We start from the raw sequence: 19,352 nt of genomic DNA on the forward strand, positions 1-19,352 counted from the left end.
AGCGCCTGCCGATGCGCTTTAATGCTCTGCTTTTGCAAAAGGACCGCGAGCCCGGACCACGGACCAAGCCGGGATAGAAGAAGGCGCAAGATCGCCTTCCCGCAAGACACACATCCTGCGGGGCTCTGTCACGCTTCGGGGGTCATGCCGTGAAAGGCGGCAAAGTAAAGGGCAAAGGGTATATCTATCCTGGCGCCGGCGAGACGGGCGTCCGTCAGGTCGCAGCCCTCGCAGCTGCATCTGAGGAGCGCAGCCTCTCTCAGGTCCGCTGCCCGGAGCCCGGCTTCTCTCAGGTCGCAGTCGGTCAGGTCGGCCTTCCGCAGGCTGCAGCCTGCCAGCGCCGCTCCCCTGAGGATGCAGCCGGACAGGTCCGCCCCGTCCAGGGTCAGATAGCTCAGCACCGAGTAGGACAGGTCGCAGGCGCCAAAGCTCAGACCGCCGGTCGCTGCTCCGGAAAAGTCGCAGCCCATGAGTCTGGAGGAGGCAAAGGAGGCCATAAAGAGGTTGGCTCCGTCAAAGCGGCAGTTGACAAAGGAGGAGCCGGAGACCCGGCACAGGTTCAGGGCGGCTCCGCGGAAGTCGCAGTCCGCAAAGGAGCAGCCGGTGATATGGGCTTCGGTCAGGTCCGCCGACCGGAAGGAGCAGCTCTGCCAGGAGTCTCCGGCGAGGGCCTTGCCGTACAGGCTGCGGCCGTCAAAGGAGGCGTCCTTATACTGCCGCTTCATCGGCTTCCTCCGAAGTCGGGGTCAGAGCCTTGCGCTTCCACCCTCCGCTGAAGAAGTATCCGGTAATGAGTATGGAGCCGGCGATGAGGCCCACGACTATTCCCAGCCAGATGCCTGCTTCCTTCATGCCGTGGTTCATGTAGTACCAAGCCAGAGGCACCCTCACGGCCCAGAGGCTGATAAGGGACACCACGGTGGCCACCCAGGTCTGGCCGGCAGCCAGGGGGATACCTTCTCCGCAGAACATAAAGGCGTAGAAGAGATAGGCCACCGCGTTGTATCTCAGATACACGATGCCCACCTCGATGGGTCCCTTTTCGTGGATGAATATCTTCATCAGGAACTCGGGGTAGAACCAGGACAGGAACGCGGGCACCAGAGTGGTGATGAGAGCCAGCAGGCAGCCCCAGTAAAATATCTTTTTTACCCTGTCAAATTTCTGCACGCCTATGTTCTGGCCGGCCATCATGCTCACGGCCATACAGATAGCCTGAGCGGGGGCAAAGGCCACGAAGTCTATTCTGGAGGCCGCTCCAAAGCCGGAGGTGACCACCACGCCGCACTCGTTGACAAAGCCCACTATGAATATGGAGCACACGTTGAGGATCACCTGCTGCAGCATGGTGGGGAAGCCCAGCTTCACGGTGATCCAGGCCAGATCCTTCCGGAACTGCAGATTGCGCAGATGGGGGCACACCACCGACTTGGTGCTGACGAGCCTTATCAGCAGGCACAGGTCCACGATGACCTGGCTGATGCCCATGGCCAGAGCGGCGCCCATAATCCCCAGCTTCGGCAGGCCGAAGGGGCCGCACACCAGCAGCAGGGTAAAGGTGATGGTGAGAAACACGTTGACGATCTGAAAATACATGGTAGGCTTGGAGTCGCCTATCCCTCTCAGACACGAGAACAAAAGGAACTGCAGGAACAAAAACGGCACCACCGCAAACTGTATGGTCAGAAACAGCTTGCCGTCGTGTATCATGGAGGGCTCTGCCTTGATGAGCTTCATCAGCAGGTCGGTGTTGGTGATGCCGAAGACCATGACCAGCGCGCAGGTGATCACCACCAGCACCAGGGAGGTGTCCACGATCTTGCGTATGCCCGCCAGGTCGTTTTTCCCGTAGGCCTGGGCCACCAGAATGGCGGTGGCTGTGGTAAAGCCCACGGCGATGGAGTTGGTCACGAAGATGATGGGCATCACGATGGCCACCACTCCCAGGGCCGCCGCGCTGACGAACTGGCCCAGTATCACAGCGGACACAAAGTTGTTCACCACCACGAACATCATCTGCGCCACCATGGGCAGCGAAAACCTGACCAGCAGCCTGGGAACGCTGCCTTCGGTCATATTCAGGCCGGTATCGCCTTTGTTCAATGTATCCTCCCGACGTATTTCGCGTCTCTGTTATTGTTTGACGGCGCCATAGGGCTGCCTGATGTATTTCACGGGGACAAAGTCTGCCCAGGTCACCTCGTCCGGCGTGACGAGGCACTCTGCGGCATACACCTGCACTCCGGCGGCGTCCGCTGCCTGCAGAGCTTCAAAAAACTCCGGATGATGCCGCAGGGAAGGAGTAAACAGCTTCACTCCCATCATCTGTATCACAAAGTATATCCGGGCCTCATAGCCCAGGCTCAGGGCGCGCTGCAGCTCCCTGACGTGCTTGACGCCCCTCTCGGTGGGGGCGTCGGGAAACATGGCGACGTTGTCCAGCTCAAGGGTGACCCCCTTGACCTCCGCCAGTATCTTTTTCCCGTCCTTTTCCAGATAGTAGTCCAGGCGGGAGCTGCCGAAGGTGTATTCGGGTCTGATGAGCGAAAAGCCCTGCTCCCGGGCCCATTCGCCGAATATCCTGTTGGGGGCCTGGCTGTCTATATTGACCAGCCTCTCCCCCTTGTACACGGACACCAGGTCGTATCGGGTCTTTCTGACGCTTGACGGAGGAGCCGCCTCCACCACGGCCCGGGCCCCGGGCACCAGCAGCTCTTTGCACCGGCCCGTGTTTTTCACGTGGCAGACCACAGTCTCCCCTCCCACGAGGACGTGGGCTACAAACCGGTTGGGGCGTGAGAGAAAGGTGCCACAGTGTATATCAGAGTATTTCATATTTGCCCAAAAGTGGCGCACCTGAAGGGATTCGAACCCCCGACACTCGGTTCCGAAGACCGATGCTCTATCCGGCTGAGCTACAGGTGCTGACAGTATTATTATAGCACATCTGCCTTCTCAAAGGAAAGAGCGGAGACGCACAAAAAAAGCCTCCGCACATGCCGTAGAATGGGAGAGTTTTATAACCCAAAAACCCAAAGGGGGAACGCTGTGCAGGCATTACGCGATTTCCCGCAGCCGGGACAAGTCAAACCAGGCCGCTATAGGGACTCCCACTCCTGCGTGCTACTTAACGCATTCCAAATAATAAAAGTGTCGGTTTAAACGTCGTCGATTCTACGCACACGGCAGATAGCTTCACTTATAGTATAGCATATAAACCGGGCTCATACAACAAAAATCCAAAAATTTTTCGGCTCTTTTTCCGCGCGGCCCGCCGGCAAAAATGGTATAATATTTATATACCAAAGATACACGGAAACAGACAATTCATGAACAAACTGATCATTGCAGCCATAGTCCTTTGCGCGGCCGGCCTGACCTTTTCCCTGATGCTGCCGGGGATGTATCTGAGAGGCTACGTCCTGCCCCGCGCAGCATACCGGGCAGTAGGCCGGGTCCCGCCCCAGAGGGCCTATCCCCATCCCGGGAAGGCTCCCATAGGGACGCCCGTAGACCTTGCGCAGCAGGCTCCGAAGGGGGAGCCGAAAGGGACGACGCAGCCCGGAGCCCTTTCCGGGCAGGTCCCGGTGACGTCGGCGGCTCCCGCCCCGCTCCGCAAGTCCCCCGGCGCGAAGAGCTCCGCCGGGCAGGCGCCGAAGACCCCGCCGGCCCCGCCCAAAAAGGCCGACCCTCCGAAGATCGAGAGGCCCGAGCTGCCGGGTCTGCCGAGCGCTGCGGAAAAGCGCAGCATGGCGAAAAAAAGGACCGGGGACAACGCCAGGCTCCTGGGTCAATACGTCACTCTGCCCGACGGCATGACCGGAAAAGAGAAGGACGCCTTTCTGGACAAGCTGGCCGCCTCCGACATGAGCCCGGCCAAAAAGAAGACCGTCACTTTTGGCAGCTATCCCCAAAAGACAGACCAAAAGGAGCCCATAGAATGGGTGGTGCTGGCGGTGATACCGGACCGGTACATGCTGCTCTGCAGCAAGCGTATCCTGGAATGCAGGCCCGCTTCGGACGACCCAGCCGGCGAGCCCGCCCAATGGGAGACCTCTTCTCTCAGAAGGTGGTTGAACGAAGATTTTTATGACGAGGCCTTCAATGAGGAAGAAAAAGGCAGGATAGCCGCCTCCCGGGTCCCGGTCTCTGCCTCCGGAAAGGAGACCGAATTCACGGAAGACAAGGTCTTTGTCCCCTGCGTCAACGAGACCCGGCTGCCCGTCTATTTCTTCGGTCCCGACAGCAGGAAATGCGCTCCCACGGAGTTCGCCTCCGACGAAGGGACGTCGGCAAACCCGGACGCCGGCTTTGCCGCCTGGTGGATCAGGGGCGAAAAGGGAGCCGGCCTCGCGCAGATATCCCCGGCAGGGGCTCCCGCAGGCGCCCTGACGCCCGCGGCAGGGGCCAGACCCTTCGTCTGGATAAAGCTGACCAAGTCAGGTTAGGCGCCGGTTTCCGGCCGCGACGGTTTGCGCCCCGCGGGACCACGGGTCCCGCGGGGCGCAGGTCTGCGGCGTCCTCTACCGCTTTATCTCAAAGTTGATGAGCGCCGAGGCCGGGCTTTGGTCCCGGACGATCCTCAGGCCCTCCGCCAGCCGGGCTCCCTTTATCTCCCACTCTTCTCCGGTGTCCGTATCCCTCACCACGTAGGTCTTGTCCTTACGGAGGTCCCTGAGGCGCACCTCCACCGTGTTGTCCGGGCAGTCCTCCCGCCGGAAGGCCAGCAGGACTCCCCTGCCCTCCTCGGGCCTGTGGAACTGGAAGACGGTCCAGATATCCCGGCCCGTCCCATAGGGCGTCAGGGGATAATAGTCGCCCAAGACAAAGGGCGCCGCGCAGGTCATCAGCTCGTCCAAAGCTCCCCGCATGGCCCCGTAGTCGAGATCCCTGCGGCGCAGGTCCCACAGGGTGTTCAGGGAGGGGGCAAAGCAGCTCCTGATGCCGTAGGTGTCAAAGGAATTGGTCACGGTGCCCGAGTAGGGCAGCCAATAGCTTATGCCGTAGGTGTGGTTTTGCTCGCCTTCCGGGTCCCCGGCGGAGTCGCTGCGCAGCAGCGGCAGGGCCCTTCTCATGGTCTCCGGGTCGTTGCGCTGGCCTCCGGAGGCGCAGGCGTCAATGATCAGATGGGGGAATCTGGCCCGCAGGGCGTCCAGATATGCCAGATAGCCCATGACGTATCTGATCTCGGTCATGCCCCTTCTTCCAAAGGTGTCCGCCGCTCTCCAATAGGACGCGGGGGCTATGTTGTAGTCCTGCCTGTACACGTCGATCTTTTCTCTCTCTATCATGTCGCCCACGTGTCCGGTGAGCCAGGCCAGGCATTCCGGATCTCCCAGATCCAGCAGGGTCCCTCCCAGCAGCCATTCCGGGTGCTCCCGGGCCAGCCGGGACTCCGGGTCCCCCACCCGTTCCGGCTCAAACCACACTATCACGCCGGAGCCCCTGTCGTGAGCGTAGCGGCTCACCTCTCCCAGACCCAGGGGAAAACGCTCCGGGTCCGGCTCCCAGGTGCCCGTGCGGGCCCACTCTCCCCCGCAGGGATACCAGCCGGCGTCCATCCACCAATATGCCGGATGAAAGCCCTCTGCCGCGTATCTGTCGATAAAGAGCTTCTGGGACCGGGCGTCCGCCCGGGTCATTTCCCCGTACCACAGAGAGGAGCTGGCCACGTGCATGGGAGACGCGTTTTTCGGCATGCCCCAGGCCAGCATGTAGCTGCGCCAGATATTCTGGGCTCTCTCCCAGTCACCGCTGTAATTCATGACCATCGACAGAGGCGAGCGGACCTCTTCTCCGGGATACAGGGTAAAGGCCGCCATCTCAAAGCCTCCGGAAATGCGGGCCCGGTCCCCCTCGGACACAAAGTCGCAGCGCCACTGTCCGGGCCAGCCTACCACCGCTATGAGGCCGCCCCGGCCTCCGGTCTCCAGATTGAAATAGGGCCAGTCGCTGCCGGTGCAGCGCCCCGTAGCCGGAAACACGGACACAGGCTCTCCCTCTGTCAGCAGGGTGGTCATGGGTCTGTAATCCGTGGGGGTGATGGCGGCGCCGGCGGCGTGATGGAGAAGAAAGGGACCCTGTCCGGGCGCAGTGATATCCAGAGAACGGATGTCACTGAGGATGGGAGTATTCTCACTGCCGTTGTTCCTGAACCACAGCACCCATTCGGACACGGGGAAATCGACATAGTCCGTCCTCTCGCAACGCAGCTCCAGCCCCGTGGCGGGATCCCGGTAGACCTGAGTGGTCCGGGTGCGGCTCCCGTCCGGCTTTTCCGTGACGGCGCTGTATTCCCACCCGGGCAGCAGCTCGTCGGAGGAAGAGTCGCCGTATCTGAAGAAAAAGGGAGTGTCGGAGGGGCCTCTCGGCGGCAGGGAGGCGGCGTTTTGCAAAAAGCCCAGCTCGCCCAGCAGGGTGGCCTTCCCCCGGGAGTCATACACAGCCACGTCTCCCCAGTCCGACTGGTCGCAGGCTATGTCATCTCCGCCGTCTGTGACCATCAGATGGATGGAGTCGGTGGCCGGCAGAGGGATGTCCACCGGGACGGGGTCCATACCCTGACGGCACAGGGGCGACCTGTAGAGCTCTGCGCCCACGGAGTCCGTGATGACGAATTCCACGCTGCCTCCGCCGGAGCGGGCGTCCAGGCCCACCTCCGCGGTGAGCCTCACGGAGTCCTCCGGCAAAAAGGCCTCCACGTCCGAGACCGCGTGGGCGTATATGCCGGTCCTGTATTCCCTGTCCCCTATCCTCAGGGGCTCGCCGCCCCTTTCGTTGAGAAACACCGGGTCGTGGTTGGCATGGACGAACAGCCCCGCGGGGCGGCCCCCTTCGGCGGCCGTTCCCGCAGCCGGGACGGAGGTCCGGGGCCGGGCAAAGTGAGCCTTGCGCCAGGCCCGGGCATCCTTCAGTTCCTTTTGGGTCGCTGTTGCCGCCGTGGCGGACAGAGCCGCCGCAATGAGCAGCAACAACAGCGCAGGCAGTAAGATGTTTTTCATAGTATTTCCGTCATGGGCCGGGAGCCCGGTTAATTGCGGTCCCAGAGCCTCTGCCGGCCGGCGCGGCTGCGCCGGTCCGGGGACCGCATTTTCATTATAGCATATTTTCTCTGTCGGGCAGGCGCAAAAGGAGAGCCGCAGGGGCAGCGTTAGTGCAATCCGGAGGCAAATGTGATAGAATATATATAGTATTATTCCGAGACATGCGTATGAACGAAATATATCACGTCACTCTGCAGCCCATGGGGACCGGAGTGCAGGTCCCTGCGGGGACCCTCATATCCCGCCTGCTCTTCTCCCGTGACGTCCACGTGGAGTCTCCCTGCGGCGGAGCGGGCAAATGCGGCAAATGCCGTGTCATCGCAAGAGGAGCCCTGTCTCCTCTTTCCGACACGGAAAGAGAGCGCCTGACCCCCGGCGAGCTGGCAGAGGGCTACCGGCTGGCCTGCTGCGCCTCTGTGGCGGGAGACTGCGAGATACTCATCCCCGCAGCGTCCCGGTCGGGAGAGCAGCAGATCCTCACGGAGACAGCGCCTGTGGAATGCGAGCCCCGGCCCCGGGCAGCCAAGATATACTGCGCTCTCGGCGAGCCCCGTCTGGGCGAAAACACCACTGAGGCCCGGCGGGTCCTGGAGGCTACAGGGGCCTCCCGTATCGCTTCCGGCCTTCTGGGGAGCCTGGCGCAGATCATCAGGGACTCGGCATACAGCTTCACCGCCACCGTGTTTGACGGGTCGGTGATCGCCGTGGAGCCCGGAGACACCGGCAGCGAGTGCTATGGGGCAGCCTTTGACATAGGCAGCACCACTCTGGCAGGCTATCTGGCGGATCTCGGGACGGGCAAGGTGCTGGCCGCCGATTCGATGATGAACCCTCAGATACTGTTTGGCGACGACCTCATCAGCCGCATCAACTACGCGGGCCGGAGCCGGGAGGCTCTGGAACAGCTGAGGCAGCCCTTGTGGCACAGCCTCTCCCAAATGGCGGAAGCTCTGGCCGTGGGGGCAGGCGTTGCCCCGGACCGGATCTATTACGCCACCTGTGTGGGCAACACCTGCATGTGCCATATAGCGGCGGGCATCCCGCCCTTTACTCTGGGGGTATCTCCCTACATACCCACCACCACCGAGGCGCTGCTGCTCCCCGCTTCCGACACGGGACTGCGCATCAACCCCGGAGGCATGGTCCAGTTCCTGCCCTGCATAGGGGGCTTCGTGGGGGCGGACACGACGGGAGTCATCCTGTCCTCCCTGCCCATGGACGACAAGACCCGCATGGCCGTGGATATAGGCACCAACGGAGAGATAGCCCTGTGGCACAAGGGGCGCCTCACCGTGTGCTCCGCCGCCGCCGGCCCTGCCTTTGAAGGCGCGGGCATATCCTGCGGCATGAGAGGCGGCAAGGGAGCCATAGACAAGGTCTCCATGGAAGACGGCCGCTTTGTCATCCACACCTGCGGAAACGAAAAGGCCAGGGGCATCTGCGGCAGCGGACTGGTGGACGCCGTCCGGGTGCTGCTGGAGGAAGGCGCGGTGGACATGACCGGCAGATTGCTCCCGCCGGAGGAATTTTCCGGCAGCGCCGCCATAGCCGAAAGGCTCAGGGAAGGCGAAAAGGGAGCGGAGTTCGTGTTGGCCTTTGCCGACGACAGCGCCTCGGGCTACAGCCTGTCGCTGAAGCACAGCGACATCAGGGCCCTGCAGCTGGCCAAGGGCTCCATCTGCGCCGCCATCAGGACCCTGCTGGACGAAAACGGCATCACCGAGAGCGACCTGACCGGCCTGACCCTGGCCGGAGGCTTCGGCAACTATCTGGACAGAGGCTCTGCCATAGCCATAGGCCTTTTGCCCCGCATAGACCCGGATATCATCATCCCTGCGGGCAACGGGGCGGGAACCGGCGCCATACAGGCCCTGATCTCCTCGGAGCGGCTGCAGCGGGCCCGGGAGATCGCCGCCATGGCCGAGCACACAGAGCTGGCCCTGTCGGCCAGATATCAGATGAATTTAATGGACTCAATGATGTTTTATTAGGACGGTTGATATGAATAAAAGCATTTTGATCATTCTCTTGCTCTGCCTGTGCGCATACGCAGGCGCAGACGGGCTGCAGGACAAATTGTCCGCCGCAGCCAAGGGTGACACGGTCACCATAGGTGTTTTTGAGCAGGACGGCAATGCGGACAACGGCGCCGAGCCCGTGGAATGGATAGTGGTCAGCAAGACTCAGAATTCTGCTGTGCTGCTGTCCAAATACGCTCTCGACGTAATGGCTTACGACGAGCAGGGCACGGCGACCAGCGTGGACAGCGCCTCGGTGTCAGCGTGGCTGAAGGCCCTGTCGGCCGGCTTTACGGATCAGGAAAAAGCCCTGACCGCTCTCCTGACCCTGCCGGGCAAGGACCTGGCCTCGCTCTGCGACAGCGCCCTATTGAAGTGCAAGCCCACAGCCCTGGCCAAATCGAAGCATCCCGAAGCCGACAGCGCCACGGGCTGCGTCAGCTGGTGGCTCGCAGACAAAGGGGCGGCAGAGGGCACGACAGCCTACGTCACCAGTCTGGGGAGAGTCCAGCAAAAGGGCATCAGCAGCAAAAAGGCCGACTTTGCAGTCCGCCCCTGCCTGATCCTGTCGGAAAACGGCACCATAGACACCCTGAAGACCCTGGCAAGAGCCGCCGAGGACCAAAACATCTCGCGCCTGCTGTCCGGAGCGGAGCCCGGCGAGCTGGTCACCTTCGGAGTCTATGAACAGGACGGCAACGCGGACAACGGCCCCGAGCCCGTAGAATGGTATCTGGTGGCCAAGCAGGACGGCAAGGCGTATCTGATCAGCAGATACGTTCTGGACTGGCAGCCCTACGACTCTACGGGGAATATGGTCAGCTGGGAAGAAGCCTCCATCCGCAAATGGCTCCGGTCGGATTTCGCCGGCAAGGCCTTTGAGAGCTGGGAGCAGGATATACTGAGCTCGGCTCAGGTGGACGCTTCCCGCACCATCTACGAAAACGGCAGCGATCTCCGGAGCCTGGACGGCGGGCAGAACACCCTGGACAAGGTGTTTCTCTTCTCTCTGGCCGAGGTAAAGGACGTTCCCGACTACATGCGCAAGGCGTCTCCCACCCCCTTCGCCATGGATCAGGGCGCCGAAGCCGCCGACGGCTGCGCCCCCTGGTGGCTGCGGTCTCCCAGAAACCCGGGCTCTCAGGCGGACTTCGTGGACCTGAAGGGCAACGTGATATGCGGCGACACCTCTCTGGACAACAACGTGCCCAAATGCGGCATACGTCCCGCCATCGAGATACCCGTGGCCGCCGACAATTACGACCTGGCCCAGGAGGCCTTCAAAAATGAAAACTGGACCGCTGCCTTTGCCCTGTTCAGCCAGCTGGGTGACCAGAAGGACAGCAGGACCATGGCCCACAAGTCCTTTGAAAACCTGCTCAACAAGGCCGAGACGGGCGACATCGTGTATTTCGGCTCCTTCGAACAGGACAACGACGCCTCCAACGGCAAGGAAGCCATCGAGTGGTATCTGCTCAAATTCAAGGATTATGTTCAGCTTATCAGCGTTTACGGTCTGGAAGCCAGGCCCTACAGCGATTCGAAGAACTCCGGCGCCTGGGAGGACTGTTCGCTGAGAAAGTACCTCAACAACGAGTTTCTCACCTCCTCCTTTACTCTCGCCGAGCAGGATCTCATCTCTTCCTGGGGGATCAAGAACGGCAAGGGCAAGAACAATACTTCCGGCGGCGGCGATACCGAGGACAAGATCATCATCCTTTCCGCCGATGAGGCCAAGGGCGTCTTTACCGGCGACAGCACCAGAAAATGCTTCTCCACCCCCGACAGGGAGAAGGGCGAGACCCATCCCTACTGGCTGCGCACTCCCGGCAGCAGCAAAGACAAAGCTGCCTTCGTGGACGCCAAGGGCAAGATCAACTCCACCGGCTCCGTGATCACCGACGACGGCTATCTGGTCCGTCCCTCGCTGTATATCTGGATGAAGGGCGTGGAGCCCTCCCAGACCGCCAAAAACGGCAAGAAGAACGATTCAGGCATCAAGATGCCCGACATAGGCGGCACCATCATCAGCAGCGTGATAAGCCATATCATAGGCAGCATTTTCTAAGGAGCGGGAGTATGCTCAAAACAGGAACCAAAGCCCCCGATCTGGCCCTGCAGGACCAGAACGGCCAATGGGTACGCCTTAAAGACCTTGCCGGCAAAAAGGTCCTGCTGTATTTTTATCCCAGGGACAACACCTCGGGGTGTACGAAGCAAGCCGCGGGCTACTCGGCCCTGAAGGACAGCTTTGCCGCTAAAGGCGTCGTCATCCTCGGCGTCAGCAAGGACAGCGTCGCCTCTCACAAGAGGTTTGAGGAAAAGCAGTCTCTCTCCATCACCCTGCTCTCCGACCCGGAGCTGGCGGCCATCACAGCCTACGACGTGTGGCATGAGAAAAAGATGGCCGGAAAAACAGGCATGGGAGTGGTCAGGACCACCTATCTCATAGACGAAAATGGTATAATAATATATGCCGGCGACAAGGTCAGGGCTGCGGAAGACGCCGCCTCGATGCTGGCTAAGATATAAAAAAGGAGACATACTATGGAAATGAAGTTTTACAAGTGCTCTGTCTGCGGACAGATAGCGGCGATAGTCAAAAAGACCGGAGCTCCCCTGGTGTGCTGCGGCAAGCCTATGGAGGAGATGATCCCCGGCTCGGTGGACGCGGCTCAGGAAAAGCACGTACCGGTATATGAGGTCACCGGCGGCAAGGTCATAGTCACGGTGGGCTCTGTGGCGCACCCCATGACCGAAGAGCACTATATCGAATGGGTGTCCCTGCAGACAGCCAAGGGCAATCAGCGAAAGGCTCTGGCGCCCGGAGCAGAGCCCAGGGTATGCTTCTCTGTCTGCGACGGCGACAAGGTGGAGGCGGTATATGCCTACTGCAACCTCCACGGCCTCTGGAAGGCATAAGTCATCAGGGCAGACCCGAGGGTCTGCCTTTTTTGTATGATATACCTGATCACGCTCCTGGAGGGGATCATCTCGTTCATATCCCCCTGCATGCTGCCTCTGCTGCCGGCATATATCTCGTTTTTTGCCGGCGGCGGCAGACAAAAGACCGCCGCAAACGCTGCGGTCTTCGTGGCAGGCTTTACGGTGACCTTTTGCCTGATGGGGGTATTTGCAGGCTTACTGGGCTCCCTCTTTGCCTCGCACAAGACCATAGTCAACGCAGTATGCGGCGGCATAGTCATCCTTTTTGGCCTGTCCTATCTGGAAGTGATCCCCCTGCCCTTCTTCAGGGGAGTGCAGGGACAAAGGGCAGCCGGGGGCATGGCCGCAGCTTTTCTCTTCGGGATGGTCTATTCCGTCAGCCTCACCCCCTGCGTGGGAGCCTTTTTGGGCTCCGCCCTGATGCTGGCTTCCGCCTCCGCCAGCGCAGTGAAGGGCCTGGCGCTGCTGCTTTTGTATTCCCTGGGCCTGGGGATCCCCTTTGTGCTCACGGCCCTGTTTATCGACCGGATGAAGGGCCTCTCTGGCGCCATCAAAAAGCATTACAGAGCGATCAATCTGCTGAGCGGAGCGTTTTTGATATTGGTGGGAGCCGCCATAGCTCTGGGACAGTTTAGCAAACTCTTGTCCCTGTTTTAAGGAGATAATAATGAAAGCCATCTATATCCTGATCATACTCGTCATAGTCATATTCGGCGCCTATGCCGCCTACGGGACCCTGGCCAAAAAGGCCGCCGCGGACAAGCCGTCGGCTCCTGTCCCGGCTGCGTCAAAGCCTGCCGAGAAGGCTCCCGACTTCACTGTCACCGATCAAAAGGGAAGCAAGGTCAGCTTTTCCTCCATGCTCGGCAAGCCGGTGATCGTCAACATCTGGGCCACCTGGTGCGGCCCCTGCAAGATGGAGCTGCCGGACTTTCAGAAGGCCAGCCTGAAATACTCTGACCGCATCACATTTATGATGGTCAATCTGACCACCGGCGACGAGACAGAGCAAACCGTCAGGAAGTTCATGAAGGACAACGGCTACACCTTCCCCGTCTATTATGACACGGAGCAGTCTGCGGACGGCGCCTATCAGGTCACCGGCATTCCCACCACCATTTTCATTGACGCGGAGGGCAACATAGTCTCCAAGCAGATCGGCATGCTCTCCGGGGAAGAGCTGCAGGAGGGCATAGACTCCCTCCTCAGGGAGCCTTAAACAAACAGACTGCCGCCCGGGGGAGACCCCGGACGGCAGTCCCAATATCGCTAAGCAGACGAGCCGCCGAATACCCTGCCGAAAAAGTCCGCCGCGGCTTTGAAGGAGCCGGCCACAGCCTGCAGCAGACGGGTCAGAGGCGTCCCCTCTTTCTTCGCCTCGGGCGCAGGCTTTGCACCTGGCCCGGGCTGAACAACAGGCGCCTTCATATGCAGGAGTTCGGGAGCCTTCCTCAAGTATTCCTTCTGCCTTTTTTCCGACAGATCCGACCTGCGCAGCTTGCCGGGATAAGAGGGCTCCGGGCCCCCTTCCCGATAACTCCGGTTCTGCATTTCCCCGACTCTGAATCTCTTGATGCGGCCCTTGCCGTTCCACCACAGGAGATTCCCTTCAAACCTACCTAAACGTGTCGCTTGTCCTCCTGAGGCTTTCAGTCGCTCTTCGTTATATGCCATATCCTCCTTCGAAAGGATCACCTTCCAGTGCTCGGCAAGGCCGTCGGGATAGGTCATACGGACCACGTTGTCGGTCAGGATAGTCACCGCGGGATACCACTCGGGAGGTATATAGCCTGCGGAGCCCTGGAGCCCGTCATACCATACCGCTCTTGTATTATCGTAGATTTGGACCAGCACCTTGCCGGCAGTCTGCCTGATATAATAGGTTTCTCCGGGAGTGGCTACCATATATCTGCCGTCCGGCAGGACCGCCGCGTCGGGATGGGGAACGGCGGCCAGAAGCCCCTCCTTTATCCGCCGGTCGCCGGTGAACGTCGTGTACCACACGATATTTTTGCCCCGCCTTATTGCCGAAAGGCAAAAGTCGCCTCCGAAATGCCCGCCGTCCGACTCCCGGATCAGACGCAGCTCGTAGGCAAAGCCGTTGCCCATATCGAATGATTCCAACAGCTTGTACCCGTCAAGAGACGCGGAGGGATCCTTGTCTATCTGCTGCAGCAGTTCGTTGGTGGTATACGAATACTCAAAATTCGAATGGACCGACGAAGACCACCTGTGGGTTTCGTTGATCCATATAAATCGGGCTTCGGCAAAGGTTTCCCGGCAGATCGAGATCGACGGATAGGGCTTTTCCTTCGCATATTCCGCCAGATAATAAGGCAGCCGCTCCACCTGCTTCCGTCCGCCTTTGACCGGCTCGTCGGCAAAGAGCGGAGCCGACAGCAGCAGCAGCGCCGCCGCCAGCAGCGCCGACAGCAACAAGTAACTCCATAATTTGTTTTTCATAGTTTTTCTCCCTTGGGGTAGTTCCCAAATGTTTGTGCAAACCCTTCTGCAAGAGTATTACAGTTTTATTATACCACAAAAAAGAAGCTCCGTTTTCAGTTGTGGCTTTTTTTTTGTTTTTTCACAGAAAAACGGAGCTTTTTCAGGCGCCGGGATGACAGAGACATCAGGCTGATCAGGCAACAAAACGCAGGTCTCGACCGAGACCTGCGTTTCTTCATTCAAATTATAGGCTTATGCAAACAGCCCGGCAAAGACCCTCTTTATCTTCACTATCAAGCAGACAAACAGATTCTTTTTTTCCTTGAAGCCTTTGCTGCCTGCCGGCTCTTTTTCAGGCGAATGAGACCGCGCTTCTTTCTTTACCGCAGGCGCTTTTGAGCGCTCGATGATCGTATCATAATCCGGCTCGGCGCCGCCTTCCCAATAATTGCAGTGTTTTAATCTATCCGGTCTGCCATATATGGGTCTCGGGTGTTTTCCGTTGCTCCATATAATAAAAGGCAAAACTGTTTGAAAACTGTAGTGGGGAATCAGACACTTATCCTCAGAATCTATTTTGTAGATTTCCACTCTGCCGCTGTCAAAAGTATATCGATACACATCCTTGCCGAGAATATCACACCGGTCGGGAGTGTTCTCTTTGTTCATTCTCCACTCTTCTATAAACTGTGCCGTGTCGTAGGTCTCGGCTACCAGCTTGTCACCGACTTTGAAGACGTAATACACATACCAGGCCGTCACTATCATATATTTGCCATCCACAACGCGCGCAGTCAAAAAACGGCCTCCGAGAGAATACCACACGATATCATTTCCATCCTTCAGGATATTCAGTTCGTTGGTATCATCTAAACGAATCGACTTGTCCGGCAGGACATACCGCATCGCCACCAAACTGTCGGAGAGCTCCTTTCTATAAACCAGCTTACCCGCAGCCATCAGCTCGGGCAAGCGTTTTTCCCAGTCGGTATCAACATATCCCCAGCAATGCATGGTATACGGTTCATCTCCGATTATGGATCTGCGCACAAGAAACAGTCGGCAATTCGGATGATTTGAAGCGAGGTCCACCGCATAGTACCGCCCTGTCGGTGTCCTCGTATAAGGCTCCAGAAAGGAAGGATACGGATTATGATGAGCATACTCTCCGGTATCGACAGCGGCTTTGTCCGCCCTTTCTTCGGCAATCACGCCGGCTGCAAAAGCAAGAAGCAATACGAAAACACAAAGAACGACTCTCACAACAAACCTCCCGGACAAACGAAAAACGACGAGTCCAAATCATCGTATTCGTATGAAAGAATATCATGCGGAGAATGATCGTCATAAGTTGTAACATAATCCGGTCTGCCGGCCGGATCACCGGAATACGAAAAAGTATACAAATCGTCTGCATAATATTCTTCACAAACATTGCCCACCATTTTATAATCTATGTCACTGAAACCCGTTAGCAGATCCAGTTCTTCGTTTACCGGAACGATAAAATTGAATTTGCCGTTATCTGACAAAACTTTGAACCCATCAAACGAGGTATAAACAGCATCATTGGCCCAAAACGTATTCTCATGATACGGATAAAAGGTCATTCGTCCTTGTCCATTCAAAAGAAAAGGATAGAATTGACCGCATACTCCGGGAATTCCGATCAAACAAAGTACCCAAGTGGTTGTATGAAATACAACACACCTATTTAAGACGCTACGGCAAAACACAGGCAAATCAAACCGCGATTTATATAAAGGATCCTCCTTTTTGCAGTTCAAAGGCAGTTTTCAAATCACACGCAAACTCTTCTGCAAGAGTATTACAGTTTTATTATACCACAAAAAAGAGGCTCCGTCTTCTGTTGTGTGTTTTCTTACAGAAAAACGGAGCTTTTTCAGGCGCAGGCCCGAATAAAGATCACGCAAGATCCCGGACACTGCCGAATAGACCTGCATATCGGGAGCTATCTGATGAAGTTGGTCCTCACTCCCGGCTCCCGGTCCGGGAGCCCCAGCTTTTCTTTGCCCAGAGCGATACTCTTCATAAGAAAGGCCATATTCTCCGCCAGGCACCTGACGTTCCACATACCTTCGCCGTCCTGCAGCGCCTCTCCCGGGGCGGCTCCGTGGACGTTGTTCCAGTAATAGCCCGACGCCACCGGCATGCCGGATATGGTAAAGTATTTGTTGAGCCTGTCAAAGGCCGCGGTGGTCCCGCCTCTTCTGGCGCACACCACGGCGGCGCCCACCTTCATGCTCAGATCGCAGCCGCAGGAATAAAACAGCCTGTCGCAGAGAGCGGTGAGAGTGGAGTTGGGGCCGGCGTAATACACCGGGGAGCCCAGCACCAGACCGTCGGCGTCGCTCAGCCTGAGGGCGATCTCGTTCACCACATCGTCGATGGCGCACCTCCCCAGCCTGCCGCAGGCGCCGCAGGCCCTGCACCCGGGGATGGCCGAGTCTCCCACCTGCAGTATCTCGCTGTCTATGTCCCTCCGGGACAGCGCCTCCGCCATCTCCTTCAGAGCCAGCCCCGTGTTTGAAGCCTGCCGGGGGCTGCCGTTTATCATCAATACCTTCATAGCGTTCCTCCGCATAAAAACCGGGTGCAAAGCCCGGGGGCTCTGCGCCTTGTGTCCTTGATATTAGGCCTTGGGCTTCACCAGCCCCATGTCTATGGCTTTGAGCGCCGTCTGCACCGAGTTCAGGGCCGCGCCCTTGCGGATGTTGTCCGCCACCACCCACATATCCAGAGTGTTGGGGTTGGAGGTATCCTTGCGGATGCGCCCCACGTAAGTGGGATCCTTGCCCTCGGCAAAGAGAGGCATGGGATATTTGCTCTCGGCAGGATCGTCAATGAGCTCCAGACCGTCCCAATTACTTATAGCCTCTCTGGCCTGATCTACGGTTATCTCGTCCTCAAACTCCACGTTCACTGCCTCGGAGTGAGCTCTGAACACGGGAACGCGGACACAGGTGGCGGACACCTGTATGCCGGGGTTCGAGAGTATCTTGCGGGTCTCCTTGATCATCTTGATCTCTTCGCCGTAATAGCCCTCGAACTCGCTCTTCAGGGAGGATATCTGAGGTATCACGTTGCAGAATATCTGATAGGGATAGTTGCGTATGGGCATTTCCTCTCCCTTGATATAGGCGTGTATCTGCTCATCCAGTTCCTTTTTGGCGTCTCTGCCTGTGCCGGACACGGACTGGAAAGTGGTGACCACTATGCGCTTTATTTTGCTGATGGCGTTCAGGGGAGCCAGAGCGTGCACCATCTGGATGGTGGAGCAGTTGGGATTGGCAACAAAGCCCTGATGCTCCCTGAGGGCGTCGCCGTTGACCTCTGGCACCACCAGCGGGACCCGGGGATCCATACGGTAGTCGTCGCCGTTATCTATGACGAAACAGCCCCGCTTGACAGCCTCCCAGCCATATATCTGGCTGGCGCCCTTGGCGCCCTCGGTGCCGGCAAAAAAGGCTATGTCCACGTCGTCAAACGCCTCGGGGGTGGTGGCATACACGTTGTAGTCGTCGCCGTCTATGTTCTGGACTCTGGCGCTGCGGGCCAGGATCTTGATCTCGGAAGCAGGGAATCTGAGGCTCTTGAGGACCTTCAGCAGCTCTTCGCCGACTTCTCCCGCTCCTACTACCGCTACTTTATACTGTGACATCGTTTCCTCCAAACAGGCTTGCCTGTAATTCTTACATACCAAGTATAACGTTCTTATGAGAGCCCGCAGACTCTCACCATTTTGATTATACCACAAAGGGACAGATATGGCAAACGAAGGGCCCCGGACGACAGCAAGCGGGGAGACAGGCTCCCCGCTTGACGGTATTTCTCCTTAAGACCCTCGCTTCACGCAAAAAGCTCCGCAAAGAAGGTCTTTATCATGCCCGGGAGCAAGGCGGGAAAGCCCTTGGCTTCACCGGCATCCAAGGCCGCGGCCTTATCCTTGCGGCCCACGGTCTTTTCATAGCTTATATCGGAGTAGCTTTCCGGAGCAGGCTCGGGGCCTCCCTTACGGAAGCACCACATCTCCTTTGGGACCTTACCTCCCGTCCCACTGAACACAGAGCCGTTGCGCCACAACAGACACTCGTTGGCGTAAAACCACTCAGGCTGGGCCGAATCCGGACGGTAGTATTTTTCTATGTTCTTTTCTACGTCTTTTGCCGACAGCCGCACCTTCCAGTGTTCGATGGCTCCCCCTTTATATTTCAGGGAAATCACGTTATCCGTGAGTATCCTGACCTCCTGCGGGCCATCCCAGGGCCTGAACCACATCCGTCCCCCCGTATATTTCTCCGCAACGAGCCTTTTGGGGTAAGCCCTGACGTAATACACAGTCCATGGCGTGGCGATCATATATCTGCCGTCATCCAGGAGCCTGACATCCCCCGGGGTCTCGCCTGTCCCGTACCATATGACCCTGCCCTTATCCTTTATCACCGAGAACGGCCGGTTCATCTGATAGTCGGCAAGGTGCCCTGCGTCGTATTGCAGGATCTCATATCTGCCATGTTTTACGGTGCGCTTTATCAGCCCCGGCATCTCCCGGCACAGCTTGTCTGTATTCTCATGGTTTCTGCTCAGAAAATGGCGGTAGTCGTAATAATATCCTCTGAGGAGAGGTTTTTGATCAAGACGTTCGTCAACAACGATCATTCCGGCGCCGGCGATATTCCAGTTGTAGCACAGGACCTGCGACCTGTATAACGGACTGTCGGGGGCATAATAGACGCCGTTCAGATAATCCGGCACCGTGAAAAAGGGGACGAACAGCATCTCCGGTCTGCGCGCTTTGGCGCAGACTGCGCCGATGCAGACAGCGACCAGCAATACAAATATAATACAGTGTAGTCGTTTCATCTCACATGACCTCCTT

The 19,352-nt window shown here is 58.3% G+C and carries 17 protein-coding genes, 1 tRNA gene and 1 other RNA gene; 7 read left to right on the plus strand and 12 right to left on the minus strand.

Going from position 1 to position 19,352, the window contains the following annotated elements:
* Nucleotides 1-128 precede the first annotated feature (128 nt).
* The 5 genes from IK083_06965 to ssrS all read right to left on the minus strand — a co-directional run bounded on the left by IK083_06965 (nt 129) and on the right by ssrS (nt 3,195).
* Nucleotides 129-725, minus strand: coding sequence for a pentapeptide repeat-containing protein (locus IK083_06965; protein ID MBR4749293.1), 597 nt, complete (start codon nt 723-725; stop codon nt 129-131).
* Nucleotides 709-2,103 carry an MATE family efflux transporter gene (locus IK083_06970; protein MBR4749294.1) on the minus strand — a complete coding sequence of 465 codons (1,395 nt, stop codon included), beginning with the start codon at nt 2,101-2,103 and terminating at the stop codon, nt 709-711. Before IK083_06970 ends, IK083_06965 begins: the two co-directional genes overlap by 17 nt.
* Nucleotides 2,104-2,133: 30 nt before the next feature.
* Entirely contained in the window at nt 2,134-2,835 is a 702-nt protein-coding gene (sfsA, locus tag IK083_06975; protein ID MBR4749295.1) for a DNA/RNA nuclease SfsA, read from the minus strand.
* A gap of 13 nt (nt 2,836-2,848) precedes the next feature.
* Nucleotides 2,849-2,925 (minus strand) — tRNA-Arg (locus IK083_06980).
* Nucleotides 2,926-2,984: 59 nt separating this feature from the next.
* A non-coding RNA gene (gene ssrS, locus IK083_06985) (6S RNA) lies at nt 2,985-3,195 on the minus strand.
* Between the two features lie 134 nt (nt 3,196-3,329).
* Between ssrS and IK083_06990 the strand changes: the two genes are divergently transcribed.
* Complete coding sequence (locus IK083_06990; GenBank protein ID MBR4749296.1) at nt 3,330-4,448, plus strand: hypothetical protein; 1,119 nt, start codon at nt 3,330-3,332, stop codon at nt 4,446-4,448.
* A gap of 75 nt (nt 4,449-4,523) precedes the next feature.
* On the opposite strand, the gene IK083_06995 is transcribed toward IK083_06990, so the two are convergent.
* Nucleotides 4,524-7,001, minus strand: a complete 2,478-nt coding sequence (locus IK083_06995; GenBank protein MBR4749297.1) for an alpha-galactosidase — start codon at nt 6,999-7,001, stop codon at nt 4,524-4,526.
* A 209-nt stretch (nt 7,002-7,210) separates the two neighbouring features.
* On the opposite strand from IK083_06995, the gene IK083_07000 reads away from it, so the two are divergent.
* From IK083_07000 to IK083_07025, 6 genes are read left to right on the plus strand one after another with little or no spacing between them, the layout of a single operon-like run.
* The gene (locus IK083_07000) at nt 7,211-9,034 is read left to right on the plus strand and encodes a DUF4445 domain-containing protein (protein MBR4749298.1); all 1,824 of its coding nucleotides are present in this window, start codon (nt 7,211-7,213) and stop codon (nt 9,032-9,034) included.
* Between the two features lie 10 nt (nt 9,035-9,044).
* The gene (locus IK083_07005; protein ID MBR4749299.1) at nt 9,045-11,129 is read left to right on the plus strand and encodes a hypothetical protein; all 2,085 of its coding nucleotides are present in this window, start codon (nt 9,045-9,047) and stop codon (nt 11,127-11,129) included.
* A gap of 11 nt (nt 11,130-11,140) precedes the next feature.
* The gene (locus IK083_07010) at nt 11,141-11,593 is read left to right on the plus strand and encodes a peroxiredoxin (GenBank protein ID MBR4749300.1); all 453 of its coding nucleotides are present in this window, start codon (nt 11,141-11,143) and stop codon (nt 11,591-11,593) included.
* A gap of 21 nt (nt 11,594-11,614) precedes the next feature.
* Complete coding sequence (locus IK083_07015) at nt 11,615-11,983, plus strand: desulfoferrodoxin FeS4 iron-binding domain-containing protein (GenBank protein ID MBR4749301.1); 369 nt, start codon at nt 11,615-11,617, stop codon at nt 11,981-11,983.
* Nucleotides 11,984-12,019: 36 nt separating this feature from the next.
* On the plus strand, nt 12,020-12,664 hold the full coding sequence (locus IK083_07020) for a sulfite exporter TauE/SafE family protein (GenBank protein MBR4749302.1): 645 nt from the start codon (nt 12,020-12,022) through the stop codon (nt 12,662-12,664).
* A 10-nt stretch (nt 12,665-12,674) separates the two neighbouring features.
* Entirely contained in the window at nt 12,675-13,226 is a 552-nt protein-coding gene (locus tag IK083_07025; protein MBR4749303.1) for a TlpA family protein disulfide reductase, read from the plus strand.
* A 50-nt stretch (nt 13,227-13,276) separates the two neighbouring features.
* Here the strand turns inward: IK083_07025 and IK083_07030 are convergent, their stop codons facing one another.
* From IK083_07030 to IK083_07055, 6 genes are all read right to left on the minus strand, one after another.
* Complete coding sequence (locus IK083_07030; protein MBR4749304.1) at nt 13,277-14,470, minus strand: hypothetical protein; 1,194 nt, start codon at nt 14,468-14,470, stop codon at nt 13,277-13,279.
* A gap of 234 nt (nt 14,471-14,704) precedes the next feature.
* Complete coding sequence (locus IK083_07035; GenBank protein ID MBR4749305.1) at nt 14,705-15,715, minus strand: hypothetical protein; 1,011 nt, start codon at nt 15,713-15,715, stop codon at nt 14,705-14,707.
* Nucleotides 15,712-16,062 carry a hypothetical protein gene (locus tag IK083_07040; GenBank protein MBR4749306.1) on the minus strand — a complete coding sequence of 117 codons (351 nt, stop codon included), beginning with the start codon at nt 16,060-16,062 and terminating at the stop codon, nt 15,712-15,714. The genes IK083_07035 and IK083_07040 overlap by 4 nt, the downstream gene beginning before the upstream one ends.
* 362 nt (nt 16,063-16,424) lie before the next feature.
* Nucleotides 16,425-17,042, minus strand: a complete 618-nt coding sequence (locus tag IK083_07045) for a flavodoxin family protein (protein ID MBR4749307.1) — start codon at nt 17,040-17,042, stop codon at nt 16,425-16,427.
* A 63-nt stretch (nt 17,043-17,105) separates the two neighbouring features.
* Nucleotides 17,106-18,134: an aspartate-semialdehyde dehydrogenase gene (locus tag IK083_07050; protein MBR4749308.1), complete on the minus strand. Its 1,029-nt coding sequence runs from the start codon at nt 18,132-18,134 to the stop codon at nt 17,106-17,108.
* A gap of 188 nt (nt 18,135-18,322) precedes the next feature.
* Entirely contained in the window at nt 18,323-19,336 is a 1,014-nt protein-coding gene (locus tag IK083_07055) for a hypothetical protein (GenBank protein MBR4749309.1), read from the minus strand.
* Between the last annotated feature and the right edge of the window lie 16 nt (nt 19,337-19,352).

The sequence above is a fragment of the Abditibacteriota bacterium genome (assembly GCA_017552965.1).
Taxonomy (GTDB): Bacteria; Armatimonadota; UBA5829; order UBA5829; family UBA5829; genus RGIG7931.

Excerpts from the sequence above, each read along its gene's own strand:
- IK083_06965 (MBR4749293.1), bottom strand. The coding sequence starts at position 725 with ATGAAGCGGCAGTATAAGGACGCCTCCTTTGACGGCCGCAGCCTGTAC.
- sfsA (MBR4749295.1), bottom strand. The coding sequence starts at position 2,835 with ATGAAATACTCTGATATACACTGTGGCACCTTTCTCTCACGCCCCAAC.
- IK083_06990 (MBR4749296.1), top strand. The coding sequence starts at position 3,330 with ATGAACAAACTGATCATTGCAGCCATAGTCCTTTGCGCGGCCGGCCTG.
- IK083_06995 (MBR4749297.1), bottom strand. The coding sequence starts at position 7,001 with ATGAAAAACATCTTACTGCCTGCGCTGTTGTTGCTGCTCATTGCGGCG.
- IK083_07000 (MBR4749298.1), top strand. The coding sequence starts at position 7,211 with ATGAACGAAATATATCACGTCACTCTGCAGCCCATGGGGACCGGAGTG.
- IK083_07005 (MBR4749299.1), top strand. The coding sequence starts at position 9,045 with ATGAATAAAAGCATTTTGATCATTCTCTTGCTCTGCCTGTGCGCATAC.
- IK083_07010 (MBR4749300.1), top strand. The coding sequence starts at position 11,141 with ATGCTCAAAACAGGAACCAAAGCCCCCGATCTGGCCCTGCAGGACCAG.
- IK083_07015 (MBR4749301.1), top strand. The coding sequence starts at position 11,615 with ATGAAGTTTTACAAGTGCTCTGTCTGCGGACAGATAGCGGCGATAGTC.
- IK083_07020 (MBR4749302.1), top strand. The coding sequence starts at position 12,020 with ATGATATACCTGATCACGCTCCTGGAGGGGATCATCTCGTTCATATCC.
- IK083_07025 (MBR4749303.1), top strand. The coding sequence starts at position 12,675 with ATGAAAGCCATCTATATCCTGATCATACTCGTCATAGTCATATTCGGC.
- IK083_07030 (MBR4749304.1), bottom strand. The coding sequence starts at position 14,470 with ATGAAAAACAAATTATGGAGTTACTTGTTGCTGTCGGCGCTGCTGGCG.
- IK083_07040 (MBR4749306.1), bottom strand. The coding sequence starts at position 16,062 with ATGACCTTTTATCCGTATCATGAGAATACGTTTTGGGCCAATGATGCT.
- IK083_07045 (MBR4749307.1), bottom strand. The coding sequence starts at position 17,042 with ATGAAGGTATTGATGATAAACGGCAGCCCCCGGCAGGCTTCAAACACG.
- IK083_07050 (MBR4749308.1), bottom strand. The coding sequence starts at position 18,134 with ATGTCACAGTATAAAGTAGCGGTAGTAGGAGCGGGAGAAGTCGGCGAA.
- IK083_07055 (MBR4749309.1), bottom strand. The coding sequence starts at position 19,336 with ATGAAACGACTACACTGTATTATATTTGTATTGCTGGTCGCTGTCTGC.